Origin of the sequence: Veillonella atypica KON (genome assembly GCF_002959915.1) — a bacterium.
GTDB classification, from domain to species: Bacteria; Bacillota; Negativicutes; order Veillonellales; family Veillonellaceae; genus Veillonella; species Veillonella atypica.
Genome location: NZ_PPDE01000008.1, coordinates 284811 through 305201 on the forward strand (window position 1 = coordinate 284811; position 20391 = coordinate 305201).

The window sequence follows — 20391 nt, forward strand, 5'->3', positions numbered from 1 at the left end:
ATGATTATTACTACCTCACAAAAAGCGTCTACAGCGATAAAAGAAGAAACAAAAGAATTAGCTAAATCATTAGATTTAGTATATCTAAATCGTCAAAAGAGACCTATTTCTGAACTATTATTAGAGGATACACCTATTGCGGTTGTTTCTAAGAATCAATTGACAATTCATTTTAACGAAGAACAGGAACATAGATTTCATTTATCCATGGCTCAATTGCGTATTTTACGCTTACAACGCGGAGATGATGACCATCTTGTAAACGCTATAGAATTGTTAACAACTGAATCATCTAATTCCATATCTATAGTTGATTGTACACTAGGCCTTGGCAGTGATAGTATTATCATGTCCTATGCATTCCCTAGTGCACATATTATAGGATTAGAGGCGTCATATCCTATATGGCTATCTACATGGTTTGGATTGAAACATTATACTCATGATGATATGACTGTAACAAATGCACTACGTCGTATTGATGCTCGTCATGATAATTTTGAAAGCTTTTTACAGGGGCTACCTAACGATAGTGTAGATATATTATATTTTGACCCTATGTTTGAAGTTCCTATTGAAGAAAGTCCTCAATTTAAACCGTTGCGTGGGCATACTTCGGAAGGTAGAATCACAGATTCTGTGATTCAGGAAGCTAGGCGCGTTTGTCGATTAGGTTTTATTATCAAAGAACGACCGTTTAGTTCTGTATTTAAAGATTTCCCAGCATCCACATGGGTGGGCGGCAAGTATAGTCGTATAGGATATGGTGTTTACAGTAATAAGGGGTTACAATGAATAAATTAATAACAATTGTAGGTCCTACAGCTGTAGGTAAGACTGACTTAACATTAGCATTGGCTAAAGGCTATAATGGCGAAGTGATTTCTGGTGATGCGTATCAGGTGTATAAACAGTTAAATATTGGTACTGCAAAGCCGACAACAGATGAATTAGCTACTATACCTCATCATCTCATAAATATTTTAGAACCTGACGATGATTACAGTGTTTCTATCTTTCAACAACAAGCTAAATCATTAATAAATCAATTAAATGACAATCATGTTGTACCAATCTTATCTGGTGGAACTGGTTTATATGTTCAGTCTTTGTTAGAAAACTATAATTTTAATGATATAAAGCCTAATACAAAATTAAGAATCGAATTAGATGAGTTATATACTGAATATGGCATAGATGGATTACGTGAGTATGCTCAGAATTTGGCAGAAAAAGGTGGCATAGAAATTAAATATACTGATAAACATCGGTTGTACCGCGCTATTGAATTGATGACTGCTGGTGATTATAAATCGTTAATAAAGCAAACAAAAGAGGGTTTATCCTATAAAGGTCCAGTTATTGGATTACAACGAGAACGTAGTGACTTATATGATCGAATCAATCGTCGCGTAGAAATTATGTTTGAAAAAGGTCTAGTGGATGAAGTTAAACAATTACTAAAAAATGGAGTAAATCCAAATTGTCAGGCTTTTAAAGGTATTGGCTATAAAGAGGTTGTTCAGTATTTAGAAGGATTAATCAGTTATGACGCATGTGTAGATTTAATTCAGAAAAATACGCGTCACTTTGCAAAACGACAAATTACGTGGTATAAACGTATGCCGTACATAGAATGGATTACCATAGACTCACAAACAACAGAAGCCGAAATTTATGGTATGGCTTGTAATATAATTGACTCAAGTTTTTAATAGATAAAGGATAGAGAATGACATTAGAAGAAATACGTAGTAAAGCCCTTGAAATGGCTGAACCACAATTTAAAAAGTTTGAACCTATTGCATTAGCAAATACGAAAAAGGTATTAGAAGCATTTAAAGAGTGTCAAGTATCTGATTATCATTTTACAGGCACAACCGGTTATGGTTATAACGATGTAGGCCGTGAAAAATTAGATGAAGTATTTGCCTATGTATTCAAAGGCGAAAAGGCTCTCGTGCGCCCACATTTTGTATCGGGTACTCACGCATTAGCTACCACACTGATGGCTATTATGGGAAATGGCTCTAAAGGAACTGAATTTATCTATGCCGTTGGAGCTCCTTATGATACAATGCAATCCGTTATTGGCTATACTCGTCCTGTTAAGGGTTCATTGATTGAAAAAGGTTTTACCTATACAGAAGTGCCCCTTAACAATAATACCTATGATTTGGACGCTATAGGACAGGCTGTTAATTCTAATACACGTGCTGTGGTTATCCAACGTTCTCGTGGGTATAGTACTCGTGAGCCATTGTCGATTGCGGATATTAAAGCAATTGTTGATGTTGTGAAAGCTAAGAATCCGGAAACCATTTGCTTTGTAGATAATTGCTACGGTGAATTTACAGAGCTTCAAGAGCCATTAGAGGCCGGTGCTGATATCATGGCAGGTTCTCTCATCAAAAATGCTGGCGGTGGTTTAGCACCAACCGGTGGCTATATCGTGGGCCGTGAGGATTTAGTTGAAGATGCATCATATCAATTGACGGCTCCAGGGCTTGGTGATCATATGGGCTCTTATGCGCCTGGTTACCGTTTATTCTTCCAAGGCTTGTTTATGGCTCCTCATGTAGTATTACAAGCCCTTAAAGGAGCTGTGTATACAGCTGCGGTAGGTGAATTACTTGGATATGAAGTATTTCCTAAGGTAGATGCAGAGCGTTATGATTTGATTCAAGCCATCAATTTAAAAAATGGCGAGGAAATGGAGCATTTCTGTGTAGGCATGCAAGCTTACTCTCCTGTAGATGCGCATGTGCATCCAATTCCTGGGGATATGCCTGGTTATGAAGATAAAATTATCATGGCTGGTGGTACCTTTGTACAAGGATCATCTATTGAGCTTAGTGCCGATGGTCCTGTACGCCCTCCATATACAATCTTCATGCAAGGTGGTCTTGTATTCGAACATTCTATGCTCGGCATTTTAGGGGCGGCAGAGGAATTATTAAAACATAGATAATAATTAGAATCTCTTTCTTTGATGGGAAGAGATTCTTTTGTTCAAATCTTTTCAATATACCTCGTTCTAGGCTATAATATAAGTTGCTATAATTTCATAGCAATACTACTCGGACTTTTACACCGAACTAGTGTTTTTACACGTCAGGCTTTCACCCTGATTAGTTTTATGATCAAGAGATCATTAAAAGGAGAAAGTATGGAAAAAGTTATCGCTGTAGCTATGAGTGGCGGCGTAGACAGTTCTTTGACTGCTGCAATGCTACTAAAACAAGGCTATAAAGTATTTGGTATTACCCTATGGCTATGGGTGAGTGGGACACCGTATGATGAGGTGCCTCTTGCCGTAACAGATGCTAAGAAAATGTGTGATTTTCTTGGTATCGAGCATCATGTTATCGATGCTCGCGATGTATTCTACGAGAATGTAGTAGATTATTTCGTAAAAGAATATGCTTATGGTCGTACACCAAATCCTTGTGTATTCTGTAATAAAAATATCAAATTTGATTTGATGCTCAATCGAGCCCTTGAACTTGGTGCAACACATATGGTAACTGGTCATTATGCACAGGTTAATTATAATGAAGACACTGGTTTATATGAATTGCATAAAGGTGTTGACCCAACTAAAGATCAAAGCTATGTTATGTATAATATGAATCAACGTATTTTGAGTCATCTTATGTTCCCATTGGGTGGCCAATGTAAAACAGAAACGCGTAAATTAGCTGCTGAATATGATTTGCCTGTAGCTAAGAAACCAGACAGTGTAGATATTTGTTTCTTACCGCATGGTAATTATCAAAAACTCGTAGTAGAAGAAATGAAAACTAAACCAAAATCTGGTAATATTGTTACTGAAGATGGTGAAATATTAGGAAAGCATACGGGTTTATTCAATTACACGATTGGTCAGCGTAAAGGACTAGGCATTGCTTATAAACACCCTTTATATGTTATTGGCTTTAATGGTGAACGCAATGAAGTTATTGTAGGACCTAATGAACGACTTTTTACAAATCGTATGATTTGTAAGTTTTATAATTTCTTAGATGATACAATCCATAAAGAGTTAAAGGCGGAAGGTAAAATTCGTTACGCAGCCAACCCATCGCCTTGTACGGCACGTATCTTAGACGACGATACGATGGAGGTTATCTTTGATGAACCACAACGGGCTATTACACCAGGTCAGTCCGTAGCCTTTTATAATGGCACTCAATTATTAGGAGGTGCTGTTATCGATCGCGTATGTTAGAAAGGAGAATACAAGTTCCTTGAACTTGTTCATATAGTATGTCAACGAAAAAGATTAGAAACTTCTGTATTATAGCTCATATCGACCATGGTAAATCTACCATTGCTGATAGATTAATTGAATATACTGGTACTCTACAAAAACGGGAAATGGAAGCTCAAGTATTGGATTCCATGGATTTAGAACGTGAACGTGGTATTACTATTAAAGCGCAATCTGTTCGAATTTTGTATAAAGCACAAGATGGAGAAGAGTATACTTTAAACCTTATCGATACTCCTGGCCATGTGGATTTCAGCTATGAAGTATCTCGTTCTCTTGCAGCTTGTGAAGGGGCATTACTCGTTGTAGATGCTGCACAAGGTGTAGAAGCGCAAACGTTGGCAAACGTGTATCTCGCTTTAGAACATGATCTTGAAATTATTCCTGTTATCAACAAAATAGATTTGCCTTCTGCCGATCCTGATCGGGTTAAACATGAAATTGAAGATATCATTGGTTTAGACGCATCAGAAGCAGTATTATGTTCTGCTAAATCTGGCATTGGCATTCCAGATATTTTAGAAGCTATTGTAAATAAGGTGCCTGCACCACCAGATAAATCTGATGAACCAACAAGAGCATTGATTTTTGATAGCCGCTTTGATGCTTATAAAGGTGCTATTGCTTATGTGCGCGTAAAAGAAGGTACTATTAAGGCAAAAGATACCATTCGTATGATGCATGATAATAAGGATTTTGATGTAACTGAGCTCGGTATCTTTACACCAAATCTTGTGCCTGTCCAAGAATTACCATGTGGTTCTGTAGGTTGCATTGCAGCAAGTATTAAGAATGTAGCTGACTGTCACGTAGGTGATACGGTAACATTAGCTAATAATCCTGCACCTGAACCATTACCAGGTTACCGCAAGGCTGTATCTATGGTATATTGTGGTCTCTACCCTACAGAGTCTAAAGACTACGAAAATCTTCGTGATGCATTAGAAAAATTACAGCTTAATGATGCTGCCTTAGAATATGAAGCAGAAACATCCTTGGCTCTTGGCTTTGGTTTCCGTTGTGGTTTCTTAGGCTTACTACATATGGATGTTATTCAAGAGCGCTTAGAGCGTGAATATAATCTAACACTTATCACTACGGCTCCATCTGTTAACTACAAGGTATATAAAACAAATGGGGGAATGCTAGAAGTGGATAATCCTGCTAAGTTACCACCTCCAACGGAAATCGATTATATTGAAGAACCATATGTTAAGGCTACGACCATTGTACCTAAGGATTTTGTTGGTACTATTATGGAATTGTCTCAAGATAAACGTGGCGAATATCAATCCATGGAATACTTGGATGAAACGCGTGTATCCGTTGTATATCACTTACCATTAAGCGAAATCATTTATGATTACTTTGATAAATTAAAATCTGCTACAAAGGGGTATGCATCTCTTGATTATGAATTGATTGGTTATAAACAATCTCCAATGGTTAAGATGGATATCTTGTTAAATGGAGAACCTGTAGATGCATTATCTATCATCGTTCATAAGGATCGCGCTGCTACACGTGGTCGTGCATTAGCTGAGAAATTAAAAGAATTAATTCCTCGTCAAATGTTTGAAATTCCTATTCAAGCAGCAGTAGGCACAAAAATTGTAGCTCGTGAAACTGTAAAAGCTTGGCGTAAAGACGTTTTAGCAAAATGTTATGGTGGCGATATTTCTCGTAAACGTAAACTCTTGGAAAAACAAAAGGCCGGTAAGAAACGCATGAAAGCTGTTGGTTCTGTAGAGATTCCACAAGAAGCATTTATGGCAATTTTAAAGGTAGAAGATTAATATGGAAACAAATCGTAACGATTTGTTTGTACAGCGGGATATGGGGATATACATCCATATCCCGTTTTGCAAACAAAAATGTATATATTGTGATTTTCCAGCGTATCAAAATTTAGAGGAATATTACGATACATATTTGTATGCCTTGGTTCAAGAAATGACTATGTTCGGTGATGCATATCCTAAATCTCGTACTAAACTTGTAGATACTGTTTATTTTGGAGGCGGTACGCCGACGGAATTATCCTTATTACAGTTAGAACAAATTTTGAATACCATTAAAACTACCTATAATGTATCTCCTGATTGTCAGTTTACCATCGAATCAAATCCTGGAGAGGTAGATCAGGCTTATTTAAAGGGGCTGCATAAGTTAGGATTCTCTCGTATCAGTTTTGGGGTTCAAACTTTTAATGATAAATCTCTAGTAAGTTTACATAGAAGTCACAATCATGAGGATGCTATAAATGCAGTTCAATGGGCTTTTAAGGAAGGATTTCAAGATATTAATATCGATTTAATATATGGATTACCGAATCAAACAACTGATGAAATTAATAAAAATTTAGATATTGTTAGTACATTGCCTATTAATCATATTTCTATCTATGGTTTACAAGTAGAACAAGGAACACGATTATATCATTTGGTTGATAAAGGAGTCATTTCTTTACCTGATGAATCAACAGAGGATACGATGTATGACATGATGATGCAAGGGATTCAAGATTTGGGATTTGAGCGTTATGAAATATCCAATTTTGCGAAAGATAAGGCCTATAGTAAACATAATCTAAAATATTGGCAATATTGTGATTATTTAGGTTTTGGTGCTGGTGCTCATTCATTTTTTGATAGTGTAAGAAGAGCTAATAATCGCAATGTCATGCCTTATGCTAGAAAAATAGATTGCTTTGAATTTCCTGTTGTAGATGAGGAAGTTATCGATTCCAAAAGAGCTAGAGAAGATTATTGTTTTTTAAGCTTGCGAACCAAGTGGGGAATCAATACAGTCGATTTTGCTAACAGATTTAATATACGATTAGAAGATATATATGGCTCTATTTTAGATAATTTAATTGAAAAGAATTTAATAATACAAGATGGCGACTTATATTATCTTACGCCAGAAGGTGCTAAGCATGGAAATTATGTGTTTAGTCAATTCATAAAAGAGTAAGATTTCTCATAGTTTCTCAATAAGTAACATGTTAGAATAAATAGGATGATGATGAATATGCATGCTTATTTAGGAGGAAAGATGAAGACATCTGTTATAATACATGGATTACATAATGAATTTTCTTTGGACCAAATGAAAGCATGTATATCATTAGCTGAAAAATACGGTGGTTCCTTTAGACATGTGGTGACTGGTATACAAATTACAGGTATTGATAAGGATGATAAAGAGGCTTTGATTGCTGAGTTACCTGATGGGGTTACTACGGTTATTCATAGAGGTGTCAATTCATTAATTGCCTGTGTAGGTAAAGGAAAATGTAAAAACGGTCAGATGGAGACTGCTGAATTAGCAGATTATATAGAACGTAAACATTATGGTCGTAAAACAAGTCACAAATGTAAAATAGGAATTAGTGGTTGTGGTCGTAATTGTCCTGATTCTATGGTTAAAGATATTGCCTTTATTGGTACATCTCAAGGATTTATGCTCGCCGTAGGTGGTAATACTGGTATGCGCCCTGAAGCAGGGAAAATACTAATGCGTAAATTATCTGTTGAACAAGCAAAGAAGGCTGCTGATATACTGATCGATTGGTATGCAGAAAATGGGGAACCAAAGGAACGGATGGGGAAATTGTTAGAACGTCTTGGCAATCCATTAGAAAATAAAACTTTATAACTTAACAATAGCTCCTAGTGATAAATTGACTGGGAGCTATTTATATTTCTATAAAACCTTATAAATATAGATAGGTCTTGTCTTTTTGACTATTTTTCCATATCTATTTCGTTGTCTTTTTGACCTATTATTCTGTGAAATCACATTGTCTTTTTGACTAAACTTGATTTTATTAGGTTTTTAAGGATAAATTTACTTGACATTTTATTTTGGTATGGTAATATTATACATGCGATTAGCACTCGAATATTTTGAGTGCTAACAAGTGAGGTGTCATTATGGATGAAAGAAAACAACGCATCTTACGAGCGATTATAGAGGATTATGTAAAATCTGCTGAGCCTGTTGGTTCTAGGACGATTGCTAAAAATTATAACTTAGGTATTAGTCCTGCCACGGTGCGAAACGAAATGGCTGATCTTGAGGACTTAGGCTATTTAGAAAAACCTCATACATCAGCTGGTAGAATACCATCGTCAAAAGGCTATCGCTTATACGTTGATTCTATGATGCATCAAGGTCCAGTGGAGAATGAGGATGTGAAACAAATCCATTCTATATGGAATGATACGCAGCTTTCTGGCAATGAAATGTTATTACATATGGCTCGATTAGTTTCTCAAATCAGTCATAGTATGAGCTTATTATTAGCCCCTGGACATGATCAAGCAATGTTAAAATATATACATATTTTACCTCTTGATGCTCACCAAGCTGTTATGGTTGTAATAACTGCAACCGGTGCACTTGATAATGAATTGATGTATTTTACATCACCAGTGAAAGCTGATGAATTACAACGATTAGCTATACAATTTAGCAATGCCGTTCAAAATAAGCTTTTACGTGATATTACATCGGCTCAAATAAGTGCAATTATCGCACACATAGACGGTTCAAAATCCGTATTATTACAAATCGGAGAAACCTTATTAAGGGCCATCACAAAGCGACGTTTATTTTATTCCGTTGGTACTACTGAGTTGTTACGACAACCGGAATTTAAAACGGTTGAAAAGGTACAGCCTGTACTTTCATTATTAGAAGAACAACAAGAATTAGGTCACATATTGCAAGATAATTCAAACAAACCAATTAAGATTAAGATTGGTTCAGAAAATCAAATGGAAGCATTAAGTGATATGAGTCTTATTCAAACTGATTTTTCTCAAGATAATAATCAACTTGGTACATTGGCTATATTGGGCCCTACGCGAATGGAATATAGTCGAATTATTAATATGCTTTCCTATATGAAACATTTAATGGAAACGATGGCAAGAAATCAAACATAGAAAGGATAAGGCATGTCTGAAGAAAAAATTAAACAAGATGTGGTAGACGAAGAAATTTCTGAGCCTACAGAAGCAACGAAGGAACAATCGGAAGCGCAAAATGCTGAAGAGTCTGTAGTTGATGCAAGTGAGGTGTTAGAAGAATTAAAAGCCGATTTTGATAATCGTTATAAACGCTTACAAGCGGATTTTGAAAATTTTAAACGCCGTACTAATCAAGAAAAAGAACAGTTGGCAGGCTTTGTTAAGGGCGATGTCCTAAAAGATTTGCTACCTGTATTAGATAATTTTGAGCGAGCTGTACAAGCTCCTGCAGAAGGGGATACAAAGGTATTCCTTGATGGATTTATCATGATTCATCAAAACTTGATGGCTATGTTGTCTAAGCATGGTTTAGCTGTTATTGATGCAGTTGGTAAACCATTTGATCCAAATTTCCATCAAGCAATTATGCGCGTACCATCAGATGAATATGAATCTGATACGGTATGTGAAGTACTGCAAACTGGCTATACTGTGGATGGTCGTTGTATTCGACCAGCAATGGTTAAGGTTGTTGAATAGATTATAAGTATTAGGAGGTCATATATTATGGCAAAGGTAATTGGTATTGATTTAGGGACTACAAACTCTTGTGTTGCTGTTATGGAAGGCGGCGAACCTACGGTTATTACAAACCAAGAAGGTGCACGTACAACTCCTTCCGTAGTTGGTTTTGCGAAAAATGGCGAACGTTTAGTTGGTCAATTGGCTAAACGTCAAGCTGTATCCAATCCAGAAAACACAATTATTTCTATTAAACGTCATATGGGTTCTGACTACAAAGTAACTGTAGAAGGTAAATCTTATACACCTCAAGAAATTTCTGCAATGATTCTTCAAAAAATTAAAGCTGACGCAGAAGCTTATTTGGGCGAACCTGTAAAACAAGCTGTTATTACTGTTCCAGCATACTTTACAGATGCTCAACGTCAAGCTACTAAAGATGCTGGTTCTATTGCAGGTCTTGAAGTACTTCGTATCATCAATGAACCTACAGCTGCTGCTCTTGCATATGGTGTAGATAAAGACGAAGATGGTAAAGTTCTTGTATTTGACCTTGGCGGTGGTACATTCGACGTTTCCATTCTTGAACTTGGTGATGGCGTATTCGAAGTATTGGCAACATCTGGTAATAACCACCTTGGCGGCGATGATTTCGATCAACGTATCATGAACTACCTTATTGAAGAATTCAAAAAAGAAACTGGTATCGATTTATCCAATGATAAATTAGCTGACCAACGTTTAAAAGAAGCTGCTGAAAAAGCTAAAATTGAATTGTCTGGCGTAGCTAGCACAAACATCAATTTGCCATTCATCACAGCTGATGCTACTGGTCCTAAACATTTGGATGTAACATTGACTCGTGCTAAATTTGAAGAGTTAACTGCTGATTTGGTACAAGCTACGATTGAACCTACTCGTAAAGCTATGAACGATGCTGGCTTATCTGCATCTGATATCGATAAAGTGTTGTTAGTTGGTGGTTCTAGCCGTATCCCAGCTGTACAAGAAGCTATTAAAAAAGTATTGGGTAAAGAACCAACTAAAAACGTTAACCCAGATGAATGCGTAGCTATCGGTGCTGCTATTCAAGGTGGTGTATTAGTAGGTGAAGTTAAAGATGTATTGTTACTTGACGTAACTCCATTGTCTCTTGGTATCGAAACAATGGGCGGTGTATTTACTCGTATCATTGATCGTAACACTACAATTCCTACATCTAAATCTCAAGTATTCTCCACTGCAGCTGATAACCAACCATCTGTAGATATCCATGTGTTGCAAGGTGAACGTGAATTTGCAGCAGATAATAAAACATTGGGTCGCTTCAACTTGGATGGTATCCCAGCAGCTCCTCGTGGGGTTCCTCAAATCGAAGTAACTTTCGACATCGATGCTAATGGTATCGTACATGTAAAAGCTAAAGATTTGGGTACTCAAAAAGAACAAAAAATTACAATTACTTCTTCTAGCGGCTTGAAAGAAGACGAAATTGAACGCATGGTTAAAGAAGCAGAAGCTCATGCAGCAGAAGATAAAGCTAGAAAAGAAGAATTAGATGTTAAAAATAATGCAGATTCCTTAGTATACCAAGCTGAAAAAGCTTTGAAAGATCTTGAAGGTAATGGCGATGCTGCATTGTTGAAAGAAGTTGAAGAAGCTAAGGATAAATTGAAAAAATCCATCGAAGCTGGCAACATTGAAGATATTAAAAAAGATAGTGAAGCTTTGGAACAACCTTTGCACAAATTAGCTGAACAAATGTATGCTGCTGCTCAACAAGCACAACAAGCTGCTGGTGATGCTAAACAAGGTGAACAAACAAAATCTGACGATAATGTAGTTGATGCTGATTACACTGTAGTTGATGACGATAAGAAATAAGAAGGGTTGGTAACTAATGGCACGAGATTATTATGACATCTTAGGGGTCAGCAAAAATGCAACCCAAGATGAAATTAAAAAAGCCTTCCGTAAAAAGGCTCGCCAATACCATCCAGATGTAAATAAAGATAATCCAAAGGAAGCAGAAGCAAAGTTTAAAGAAGCTAACGAAGCTTACGAAGTATTGTCTGATGAAACTAAAAAAGCTCAATATGACCAATTCGGCCACGACGCCTTCAAACAAGGAGGCGGCGCTGGCGCCGGTGGTTTCCAAGGTGGCTTTGGCGGTTTCGGTGGTCAAGCTGGTGGTTTCAGTGATATCTTTGGTGATTTTTTTGGTGGCATGTTTGGTGGTGGACACCAACAACATGGTCCTCAAAAAGGCAATGATCTTCGTGAAGACATAGATATATCCTTTGAGGATGCGGCCTTTGGTAAATCAATGGCAATCAACATTCAACGTCATGAAGAATGTAATCATTGTCACGGTACCGGCGGTGAACCTGGATCTAAAGTTGATACATGCCCTAATTGTCATGGCTCTGGTCAAGAGGTTGTTATTCAAAATACACCATTTGGTCGTATGCAATCTGCTCGTACTTGTTCTCGTTGCCATGGCTCTGGTAAGGTCATTGAAAAACCATGTTCCAAATGTCGTGGATCTGGTGAAATCTTAGTAAAACGAAAAATCGATATTAAGATTCCAGCTGGTGTAGATAATGGATCTCGTCTACGCGTTTCCAATGAAGGTGAACCGGGTATATTAGGTGGTCCAAAAGGTGACTTATACGTTTATATTTACGTACGCCCTCACAAAGAATTTGAACGAAATGGCAATGATGTTATCAGTCGTGTTACAATTAGCTTTGCACAAGCTGCATTAGGAGCGACTATACAAGTGAATACCTTAGATGGTAAAGTAGAATTGAAGATTCCAGAAGGCACTCAAACGGGAACTGCATTCAGACTTAAGGGCAAAGGTATTCCTTATTTACGCAATCCAAAACAACGTGGTGATCAACACGTTGTCGTTACGGTTCAAACACCTAAAAAATTAACTGAAACACAACGTGAATTATTACTTCGATTTGCCAAAGAAGGCAATGAAGATGTGAATAACTTACAAGTTAGTAAGAGTTTATTCGAGAAAATCAAGGATCGTTTAACTAAATGAACAGCTCTGATGCGTGAATGGTTTGTTCCTACGCATCAATAGTAAAGGAGCATTTATGCAATGGATAGAAATATCTATTGTCTGCGAAAGAGTAGCCACCGATGAGGTGACTACTCTTTTTGGCGATTATGCAGACAATGGAATTATAGAAGAAGATGTAGATAATCAACCGAATTTAGTACAATTAACGCTTTATGCTGATGCATCATTAGATCCTAACACGATTGTGTCTGATATAAAGGGGCGTCTTAACGAAAGCAATATCGAAATCACATCAATAGATGCACATATATTAGATGAATCTACGTGGCTCAATTCTTGGCAACAGTATATAGAACCTACAGAAATACTACCTAATTTAATAATCAAACCTGCATGGCAAGAATATGATAATGAACAGAATAAAACTATTATCGAAATCGATTCAGATATATCATTTGGTACTGGTTCTCATGAAACTACGAGAACTTGTGCAGAACTTTTACAGGCCTATAGTAAATCCATGAATTTAGATTCTGTTACTTGTTTAGATATTGGGACTGGGACAGGTATTCTGTTGTTAGTAGCTGCTCATTTGGGTATAAAACATCTTGTAGGTATCGATATAGAAGAATATGCAGCTAAACAGGCAAGAATTAATTGTGATAATAATCATGTCGTAGCTGATATCATTTGTGGTAATTTGGATACTGATTTTAAGGGAACCGCTCAATTGATTTTAGCGAATTTAACAGTAGATCCTTTAAAAATTTTATTGCCACAAATTGGTAAAAAACTTGATGATAAAGGTATTCTCATCATTAGTGGTATTATTGATGATCGGTATGATGAGATTATGCCTTATATTAACAAAGAGTGGCATATTATTGAGGAGCGCATTGCTGGACCTTGGCATACATTTGCGCTGGAAAAACGATGAAAAAGATATTTATTCCTACACCATTAGATGAATCCATTGTATTACCTAAAGATGTGACTCATCATATATTACATGTATTTCGCCATAATATAGAGAAACCAATTACTGTCACAGGTAGCGATAACCGTTGTGGTATCTATCAGATTAATGATGAGATAAATGGCTTAGCACAAGCTAGTCTTATAGAATACATTGATGCTCCTACATCTATGCATAGAACCATATTAGTACAATCTTATTTAAAAGGTGAAAAATTAGAATGGGTTTTACAAAAAGCTACAGAGCTTAATGTTGATACCGTATATCTTGTACCTACATCGAACTGTGTTGCTAAGTACGATGCAAAAAAATTACAGTCAAAATATAGTCGTTGGGAAAAGATTATGTTGGAAGCTTCTCAACAATGCGGGCGCACACAGCTACCTACGCTCGTTGTGGGTGAGCCCCTTTCGAATGTATTAGACATCGAATCTGAATCTTTAAAATTGGTTGCTTATGAAAATGAAGCGGGCTATACCATAAAAGATGCTTTAAAGGCTATTAATAGTGATTCAACTAATAGGGATATTTTAATTTGTATTGGCCCTGAAGGGGGCTTTCAAGAGAAAGAAATCAATGATATTATAGAATGTGGTGGACAATCAGTTACATTAGGTCATACTATATTACGTGCCGAAACGGCTGCGATTGCTGCATTATCGATGGTTCACTATGAATTAGAACTATAAAATACTATATACATATGCTATATGATATCTATATAAAGAAATGGGAGGTGCAATGAAAACCGTTGCCTTTACAACTCTAGGGTGTCGTGTCAATCAGTATGATACGGATGCTATGAAGGGGTTATTTTTACAACATGATTATGAAGCTGTTGATTTCGATTCTAAGGCTGATATTTACGTTATTAATACATGTTCTGTTACGAATATGGGGGAGAAAAAGTCTCGTCAATTAATTCGTAAAGCTAAACGTCAAAATCAAGATGCTTATGTTATCGTTACAGGTTGTTATGCACAACTTGATCCTGATGCAATTGCTGCCATTGATGGCGTTAATCTAGTTATTGGCACAAACAATCGCTCAAAAATTGTTGAACTTGTTGAACAACTCGAAACAACAGAACGTCAAATTAATGCTGTTCGCGATATCATGAAAGAGTCTAATTTTGAAGAGATGCCATTATTTGGTAATGAATCTGATAAATCGAGAGCTTTCATGAAAATTCAAGAAGGTTGTAATAATTATTGTGCATTTTGTATCATTCCTTATACGCGTGGGAAACTAAAGTCCCGTAAAGTGGCTGATATTGTAAATGAAGCGAAACGTTTAGTAGAACATGGATTTCATGAGATCGTTTTAACCGGGATTCACCTTGGAAACTATGGCGTTGAATTACCAGGAAGACCTACGCTAGCAGATGTGGTAAAAGCCCTCTTAGAAATTCCAAACTTACATCGCATACGTTTTGGATCTATTGAGTCTGTTGAAGTATCGGATGAACTCATAGAATTAATGGCTACGGATAAGCGCGTATGTCCACATTTACATTTACCTCTACAAGCGGGGTCAGATCATGTTCTAACATTGATGAAACGTCATTATACGCTTCAAGAATATAAAGATTTGATTAAGAATTTAAGAAATCGCATCCCAGATTTATCAATTACTACTGATATCATTGCAGGATTTCCACAAGAAACGGATGAAGACTTTGATGAAACAATGAATACGGTAAAAGAAATTGGCTTTACTCATATTCATGCATTTCCATATTCTATTCGTGAAGGTACACCGGCTGCAACAATGCCAAATCAAGTACCAGAAGCCGTTAAGAAGGCTCGCGTAGCGCTTTTAAATGATCTAAGCGAAAAAGGTTTACATGCGTATGCAACATCTCGTATAGGTAAACCTGGTGAAATCCTCATTGAAAAAGAGGAAAATGGATATTATACAGGCTTAACAAATGAATATATTCATGGTAGAGTTAAATCAGATGGTCAACACTCTATAGGTGATCTTATAGGCGGTACTGTGGTGGCTGTTGAAAAAGATTTTGTAATCATTGAATAAGATAGAGGAGGTCCCCATGAGCGACTGCATTTTTTGTAAAATTATTAATGGCGAAATTCCATCAAAAAAAGTATTAGAAAACGATAAATTCTATGCTTTTTATGATATTGAACCTGTAAAAAAAGTTCATGTACTTATTGTTCCTAAAAATCATGTTGCTAATATTGCTCATATTACAGAGAAGAATGAAGACTATGTTGAAGGTTTATTACCATTTGTTCGTGATGTGGCAAAAGAACTTGGTATTTCTAAGGATGGCTATCGATTGATTTTTAATACTGGCGCAAAAGCTGGTCAAAGTGTATTCCATATGCATGCTCATCTATTAGGTGGCGAAGAAATGGGTTGGCCTGAAGCGTAATAGCTTGTAATAGGAAATTATTAATTTTGAAGTAGTAAGACATCAAAAAATATTGATTTGTAATAAAATTCCTATAAAATATAGCGGTATATATTGACAGAACCTAGTGTTCTACATATAATATGTATATGTGCGTAAATAAAATTATCAGCACTTCCCTGAGATTAATTTTGGAGGGAGGGATATAGATGTCTGAAATTAAAGTCGGTAAAAACGAAACGCTTGAAAGTGCTCTTCGTCGATTCAAACGCTCCTGCCAAAAAGCAGGTGTTTTGTCTGAAGTAAGAAAACGCGAACACTACGAAAAACCAAGCGTAAAAAGAAAGAAAAAATCTGAAGCAGCAAGAAAACGCAAATTCAGAGCATAAGATGATTACCCTAATTCTGCCTTTTCATGGCTTCATGAAATCCAGAATTAGGGTTTCTTTATATATTAGTTTTTAAGGTGCTAATATGTATTTAATGATTGAGTCGTATAGGAGGTTCCCATGAGTTTAAAAGATCAATTAAAAGAAGATATGAAAGCTGCTATGAAGGCTCGAGAAGAAGGCAAAATAGCTTTATCTGTTATTCGTATGGTCAATAGTGCCATTAAAAATACAGAAATAAATGATAAAATTGAACTTGATGATAATGGTGTATTAGGCATTTTAGCTAAAGAAATGAAAACACGCCAAGATTCTCTTACAGAATTTGAAAAGGCAGGTCGTGAAGATCTAATTAGTCATGTTAAGGAAGAAATAGCTGTTCTTCAAAAATATATGCCAGCGCAAATGACAGAAGATGAAATTCGCGATGTTGTAAAAAAAGCCATTGCTGAGTGCGGAGATAATGTAAATATGGGTAACGTTATGAAACATGTTATGCCACATACTAAAGGCCGTGCAGATGGTAAATTAGTAAATACCATCGTAAAAGAATTACTAGGTTAATATTCTGGTAAAATTCTATAGAAATTTGTTGACAAGAATTTTCTCACTATGGTAATATGTACTCAAGAAAATAATTAGTCAATGAAGACTCCACTGAATAGGTATGCAGTTTGTATATCTATATTGTTGGAGTCTTTTTTTATAGTTTAGGAGGCACAAATATGGCTACAAAAGAATTATTGTATTACATTCCTGCAGGTCAATATGGTAAAGAAGGTGTTTTATCTCTATTAGAACAACATCCAGAAATTAAATTCGTATCTTTAGTAGGTATCGACTTAGCTGGCAATGATACAGATGAAAAAATCCCAATGGCTGCATTCTTTGATGATTATGAAGCATTCTTTGAAGGCCGTGCTGTTCAAACTGATGGTTCCTCTGTAGTATTGACAAATATCGCTACATTGAACAATGCTCGTGTTGATATGTGGGGCGACCCAAGTGTAAACTGGTTTGTTGATTACAACTACGAAAACATTGATGAAGCAACAGGTTTGCCAACTGGTACACTTCGTATTCCTGCATTCTTGATGCATAATTACCGCTATGTAGATTCTCGTTCTATTTTGAAACGCAGCTGTGACTATGTTCGTGCAGAATTGTTATCCTTGATCAAAGAAAAAGGTGTACCTGGTATGCCTCATGTGAAAGCTGATGATGTAGTAGATATTGTTTTCACATCTGCTACTGAATTAGAATTCTGGGTAAAAACACCTTCTAAAACAGTTACTAAAAAAGAATTATCCGTTTCTCAACGTTTGCAAGAACAATACTGGCAACGTACACACGGCACTGTTCGTACTGCATTAGAACAAGCCGTAGAACGTCTTGATAAATACGGTATGGTAGCTGAAATGGGCCATAAAGAAGTTGGTGGTGTAAAAGCTAAACTTGATGAAGATGGTCATGAATCCGTTGTATTGGAACAATTGGAAATCGACTGGAAATTCTCTGGTAACCCATTACAAACAGCAGATAACGAATTACAAGCTCGTATTATCGTTCGTGAAGTATTCCGTGAAAATGGTCTTGATGTAACATTCAATGCAAAACCAATTATCGGTGTTGCTGGTTCTGGTGAACATACTCACTTTGGCGTAATGGCAAAATTAAAATCTGGCAAACTTGTTAACTTGTTCAGCCCAGAAGATATGAAAAAAGAATCTGCTAGCTCATTGGGTATTGGTGCAATCATGGGTCTATTGAAACACTATGAAGCTATTAACCCATTCATCAGCTCTACAACAGATTCCTTGAATCGTTTGAAACCTGGATTCGAAGCTCCAGTTTGTATAGTAACTTCCTTAGGTAATGATCCTTCTGAACCTAGCCGTAACCGTACAATCCTTTGCGGTTTGATTCGCGATATCGACAATCCTATGGCTACACGTTTTGAATTGCGTTCTCCAAACCCTTATACAAATACATACACTGCATTAGCATTGATTTTCATCTCTGCATTTGATGGTATGAAATATGCCATTACAAGTGGTAAAACGCAAGCACAATTGGAAGCAGAACTTTCCAAAGAAGCTGGTCAAGATGCAGATTACTTACCTAAAGAACGTGCATTCCGTTCTGAAAAAGATGTATTCGAAGACTACACTCAAGAAGAACGTAATCAAATGTTCGGCGTAGCGCCTGCAACAGTATGGGAAAACATTAAAGGTTATAAAAATAATCCTGAACTTGTAAATACATTGGCACAAGGTGATGCATTTGCTCATGACTTAATGGATTCTTTCATTGCATCTATCTTGAAACGTTGGAAACTCGTATTGGCGCATCGTATCATTCCTGATAATATGGATACAGTACGTAAAATGGTTTCCATTCACACAGATAGCCGCAATAGCATTGATGACAAACGCTTTGCAGAAGTTAATGACTTACGTTTCTATCTTGCAAAAGATAGCGATGATCGCAAATCCTTATTCACACGTATTGTAGAAGCTTTACAATCTGAAGATTATGATACTGCATCTGCATTACAAATCGAAATGAATGACAAAATGGAAGAATTAGAAGCTAAATACGCCAATTACAGCAAAAACATTTTCTAATCCTTTGGATATGAAAAAAGGTCCTACCGAAAATCGGTAGGACCTTTTTGAGTATTATAGAATCATAAATAATTATATTATTCATCGTGACCAATATATTTTTTTACCAATACTAAACTACATACGAGCACAAAAATAGAGATAGCCCATATGAGGATGTCAAAGGCTGTATCATGGGCAATAATTACTGATCGAACAATGGCCGTAATACCAATATATAGGAAAAAGTCTAAAGGAAAGTGAAAGTTATTTTTAAAGTACTTTACAATTAACGCAATAAACTCGAAATAGAGGAAGAAGGTAATTAATTCTTCAATAAGATTGTAATATGTGCTTTCATCATTAATATTGGCCCATGTAATAACACCTAAATTAATTAGTGAATTAACTAAAGCGATACACAAGGCTATACCAACGCCGAGGAGGGCGATATTTTTTATAGTTAATAATAGTTTTGAAAATTTAATCCACATACATAACTCCCATGAATAGAAAAAGGCCGTACGATGTACGACCTTAATAAGTAGGCAATATTAGATATCAGCTTTAATTGCTTCTAATGCTGCGTCAAAATTAACAGCTTGAGTTACTTCTGGAACATATTCAACATATGTTACTTTGTTATCTTTATTGATAACTACAACACCACGGGATAATAGACGTAATTCTTCGATTAAGAAACCATAGTTTGTACCGAAAGAAGCATCTTTGTGGTCAGACAATGTTTCTACTTTATCTACGCCTGCAGCACCGCACCAACGTTTTTGAGCAAATGGAAGGTCCATAGAAATTGTCAATACTACAACATCATCAGATAAACCTGTTGCATCTTGGTTGAACCAACGAGTTTGTGCATCACATACGCCAGTATCAAGAGAAGGTACTACGGAAATTACCTTTACTTTACCTTCATAATCTTTCAAAGTTTTAGGTTGTAAATCATTAGATGATACTGTGAAATCAGGTGCTTGTTGACCTACTTTAATTTCTGGGCCTACCAATGTAATAGGGTTACCTGCAAATGTTACAACACCAGTACGTTTTTCCATGTTTTATTCCTCCTAAGAGTTTGTATACTAAATAGATTAAACAATGTTTCTATGGTTAGTATACCATTTCTATCCATTTTAGTAAACTAATTTTTTCGATATAGTTTGTTATTAATTTTGGATATAGTTCAGTTTAATGTTTTAGGTAGAAGAATTATG

At 36.2% G+C, this 20391-nt stretch carries 20 protein-coding genes; 18 read left to right on the forward strand and 2 right to left on the reverse strand.

Annotated features, from left to right (window positions below; genetic code table 11):
- The 18 genes from VAHSUH02_RS05285 to VAHSUH02_RS05370 all read left to right on the forward strand — a co-directional run bounded on the left by VAHSUH02_RS05285 (nt 1) and on the right by VAHSUH02_RS05370 (nt 19183).
- Complete coding sequence (locus VAHSUH02_RS05285) at nt 1-795, forward strand: Brix domain-containing protein (protein WP_005383266.1); 795 nt, start codon at nt 1-3, stop codon at nt 793-795.
- Nucleotides 792-1715 (forward strand): tRNA (adenosine(37)-N6)-dimethylallyltransferase MiaA, encoded by a 924-nt coding sequence (gene miaA, locus VAHSUH02_RS05290; protein WP_005383267.1) that lies wholly within the window; start codon nt 792-794, stop codon nt 1713-1715. The genes VAHSUH02_RS05285 and miaA overlap by 4 nt, the downstream gene beginning before the upstream one ends.
- 17 nt (nt 1716-1732) lie before the next feature.
- A complete protein-coding gene (locus tag VAHSUH02_RS05295; RefSeq protein ID WP_005383278.1) occupies nt 1733-2971 on the forward strand; it encodes a methionine gamma-lyase family protein in 1239 nt (412 codons plus the stop codon).
- Nucleotides 2972-3169: 198 nt separating this feature from the next.
- On the forward strand, nt 3170-4231 hold the full coding sequence (gene mnmA / locus VAHSUH02_RS05300) for a tRNA 2-thiouridine(34) synthase MnmA (RefSeq protein ID WP_038123508.1): 1062 nt from the start codon (nt 3170-3172) through the stop codon (nt 4229-4231).
- A gap of 38 nt (nt 4232-4269) precedes the next feature.
- Nucleotides 4270-6069: a translation elongation factor 4 gene (gene lepA, locus VAHSUH02_RS05305; protein WP_005383282.1), complete on the forward strand. Its 1800-nt coding sequence runs from the start codon at nt 4270-4272 to the stop codon at nt 6067-6069.
- 1 nt (nt 6070) lies between these two features.
- Complete coding sequence (gene hemW, locus VAHSUH02_RS05310) at nt 6071-7249, forward strand: radical SAM family heme chaperone HemW (RefSeq protein WP_005383284.1); 1179 nt, start codon at nt 6071-6073, stop codon at nt 7247-7249.
- Between the two features lie 81 nt (nt 7250-7330).
- On the forward strand, nt 7331-7933 hold the full coding sequence (locus tag VAHSUH02_RS05315; RefSeq protein WP_005379020.1) for a nitrite/sulfite reductase domain-containing protein: 603 nt from the start codon (nt 7331-7333) through the stop codon (nt 7931-7933).
- Nucleotides 7934-8211: 278 nt separating this feature from the next.
- Nucleotides 8212-9228: a heat-inducible transcriptional repressor HrcA gene (gene hrcA / locus VAHSUH02_RS05320; RefSeq protein ID WP_005383289.1), complete on the forward strand. Its 1017-nt coding sequence runs from the start codon at nt 8212-8214 to the stop codon at nt 9226-9228.
- A gap of 12 nt (nt 9229-9240) precedes the next feature.
- Nucleotides 9241-9792: a nucleotide exchange factor GrpE gene (gene grpE / locus VAHSUH02_RS05325; protein ID WP_005383290.1), complete on the forward strand. Its 552-nt coding sequence runs from the start codon at nt 9241-9243 to the stop codon at nt 9790-9792.
- A 27-nt stretch (nt 9793-9819) separates the two neighbouring features.
- Nucleotides 9820-11658, forward strand: coding sequence for a molecular chaperone DnaK (gene dnaK, locus VAHSUH02_RS05330; protein WP_005383292.1), 1839 nt, complete (start codon nt 9820-9822; stop codon nt 11656-11658).
- A gap of 16 nt (nt 11659-11674) precedes the next feature.
- Nucleotides 11675-12832, forward strand: a complete 1158-nt coding sequence (gene dnaJ, locus VAHSUH02_RS05335) for a molecular chaperone DnaJ (RefSeq protein WP_005383294.1) — start codon at nt 11675-11677, stop codon at nt 12830-12832.
- Nucleotides 12833-12887: 55 nt separating this feature from the next.
- Nucleotides 12888-13751 (forward strand): 50S ribosomal protein L11 methyltransferase, encoded by an 864-nt coding sequence (locus tag VAHSUH02_RS05340; protein WP_005380152.1) that lies wholly within the window; start codon nt 12888-12890, stop codon nt 13749-13751.
- Complete coding sequence (locus tag VAHSUH02_RS05345; RefSeq protein WP_005383301.1) at nt 13748-14479, forward strand: RsmE family RNA methyltransferase; 732 nt, start codon at nt 13748-13750, stop codon at nt 14477-14479. The genes VAHSUH02_RS05340 and VAHSUH02_RS05345 overlap by 4 nt, the downstream gene beginning before the upstream one ends.
- 52 nt (nt 14480-14531) lie before the next feature.
- Nucleotides 14532-15827 carry a tRNA (N(6)-L-threonylcarbamoyladenosine(37)-C(2))-methylthiotransferase MtaB gene (mtaB, locus tag VAHSUH02_RS05350; protein WP_038148775.1) on the forward strand — a complete coding sequence of 432 codons (1296 nt, stop codon included), beginning with the start codon at nt 14532-14534 and terminating at the stop codon, nt 15825-15827.
- A 16-nt stretch (nt 15828-15843) separates the two neighbouring features.
- Nucleotides 15844-16188 carry a histidine triad nucleotide-binding protein gene (locus VAHSUH02_RS05355; protein ID WP_005378992.1) on the forward strand — a complete coding sequence of 115 codons (345 nt, stop codon included), beginning with the start codon at nt 15844-15846 and terminating at the stop codon, nt 16186-16188.
- 188 nt (nt 16189-16376) lie between these two features.
- Nucleotides 16377-16556 (forward strand): 30S ribosomal protein S21, encoded by a 180-nt coding sequence (gene rpsU, locus VAHSUH02_RS05360; protein ID WP_004695751.1) that lies wholly within the window; start codon nt 16377-16379, stop codon nt 16554-16556.
- Between the two features lie 120 nt (nt 16557-16676).
- Nucleotides 16677-17120, forward strand: coding sequence for a GatB/YqeY domain-containing protein (locus VAHSUH02_RS05365; protein ID WP_005379010.1), 444 nt, complete (start codon nt 16677-16679; stop codon nt 17118-17120).
- Between the two features lie 161 nt (nt 17121-17281).
- Nucleotides 17282-19183 (forward strand): type I glutamate--ammonia ligase, encoded by a 1902-nt coding sequence (locus VAHSUH02_RS05370; protein ID WP_005378861.1) that lies wholly within the window; start codon nt 17282-17284, stop codon nt 19181-19183.
- Nucleotides 19184-19260: 77 nt separating this feature from the next.
- Here VAHSUH02_RS05370 and VAHSUH02_RS05375 read toward each other — a convergent pair whose 3' ends face one another.
- Together VAHSUH02_RS05375 and tpx are read right to left on the reverse strand one after the other, a co-directional pair.
- Complete coding sequence (locus VAHSUH02_RS05375) at nt 19261-19656, reverse strand: phosphate-starvation-inducible protein PsiE (RefSeq protein ID WP_005378783.1); 396 nt, start codon at nt 19654-19656, stop codon at nt 19261-19263.
- Between the two features lie 60 nt (nt 19657-19716).
- The gene (gene tpx / locus VAHSUH02_RS05380) at nt 19717-20232 is read right to left on the reverse strand and encodes a thiol peroxidase (protein ID WP_005383308.1); all 516 of its coding nucleotides are present in this window, start codon (nt 20230-20232) and stop codon (nt 19717-19719) included.
- Between the last annotated feature and the right edge of the window lie 159 nt (nt 20233-20391).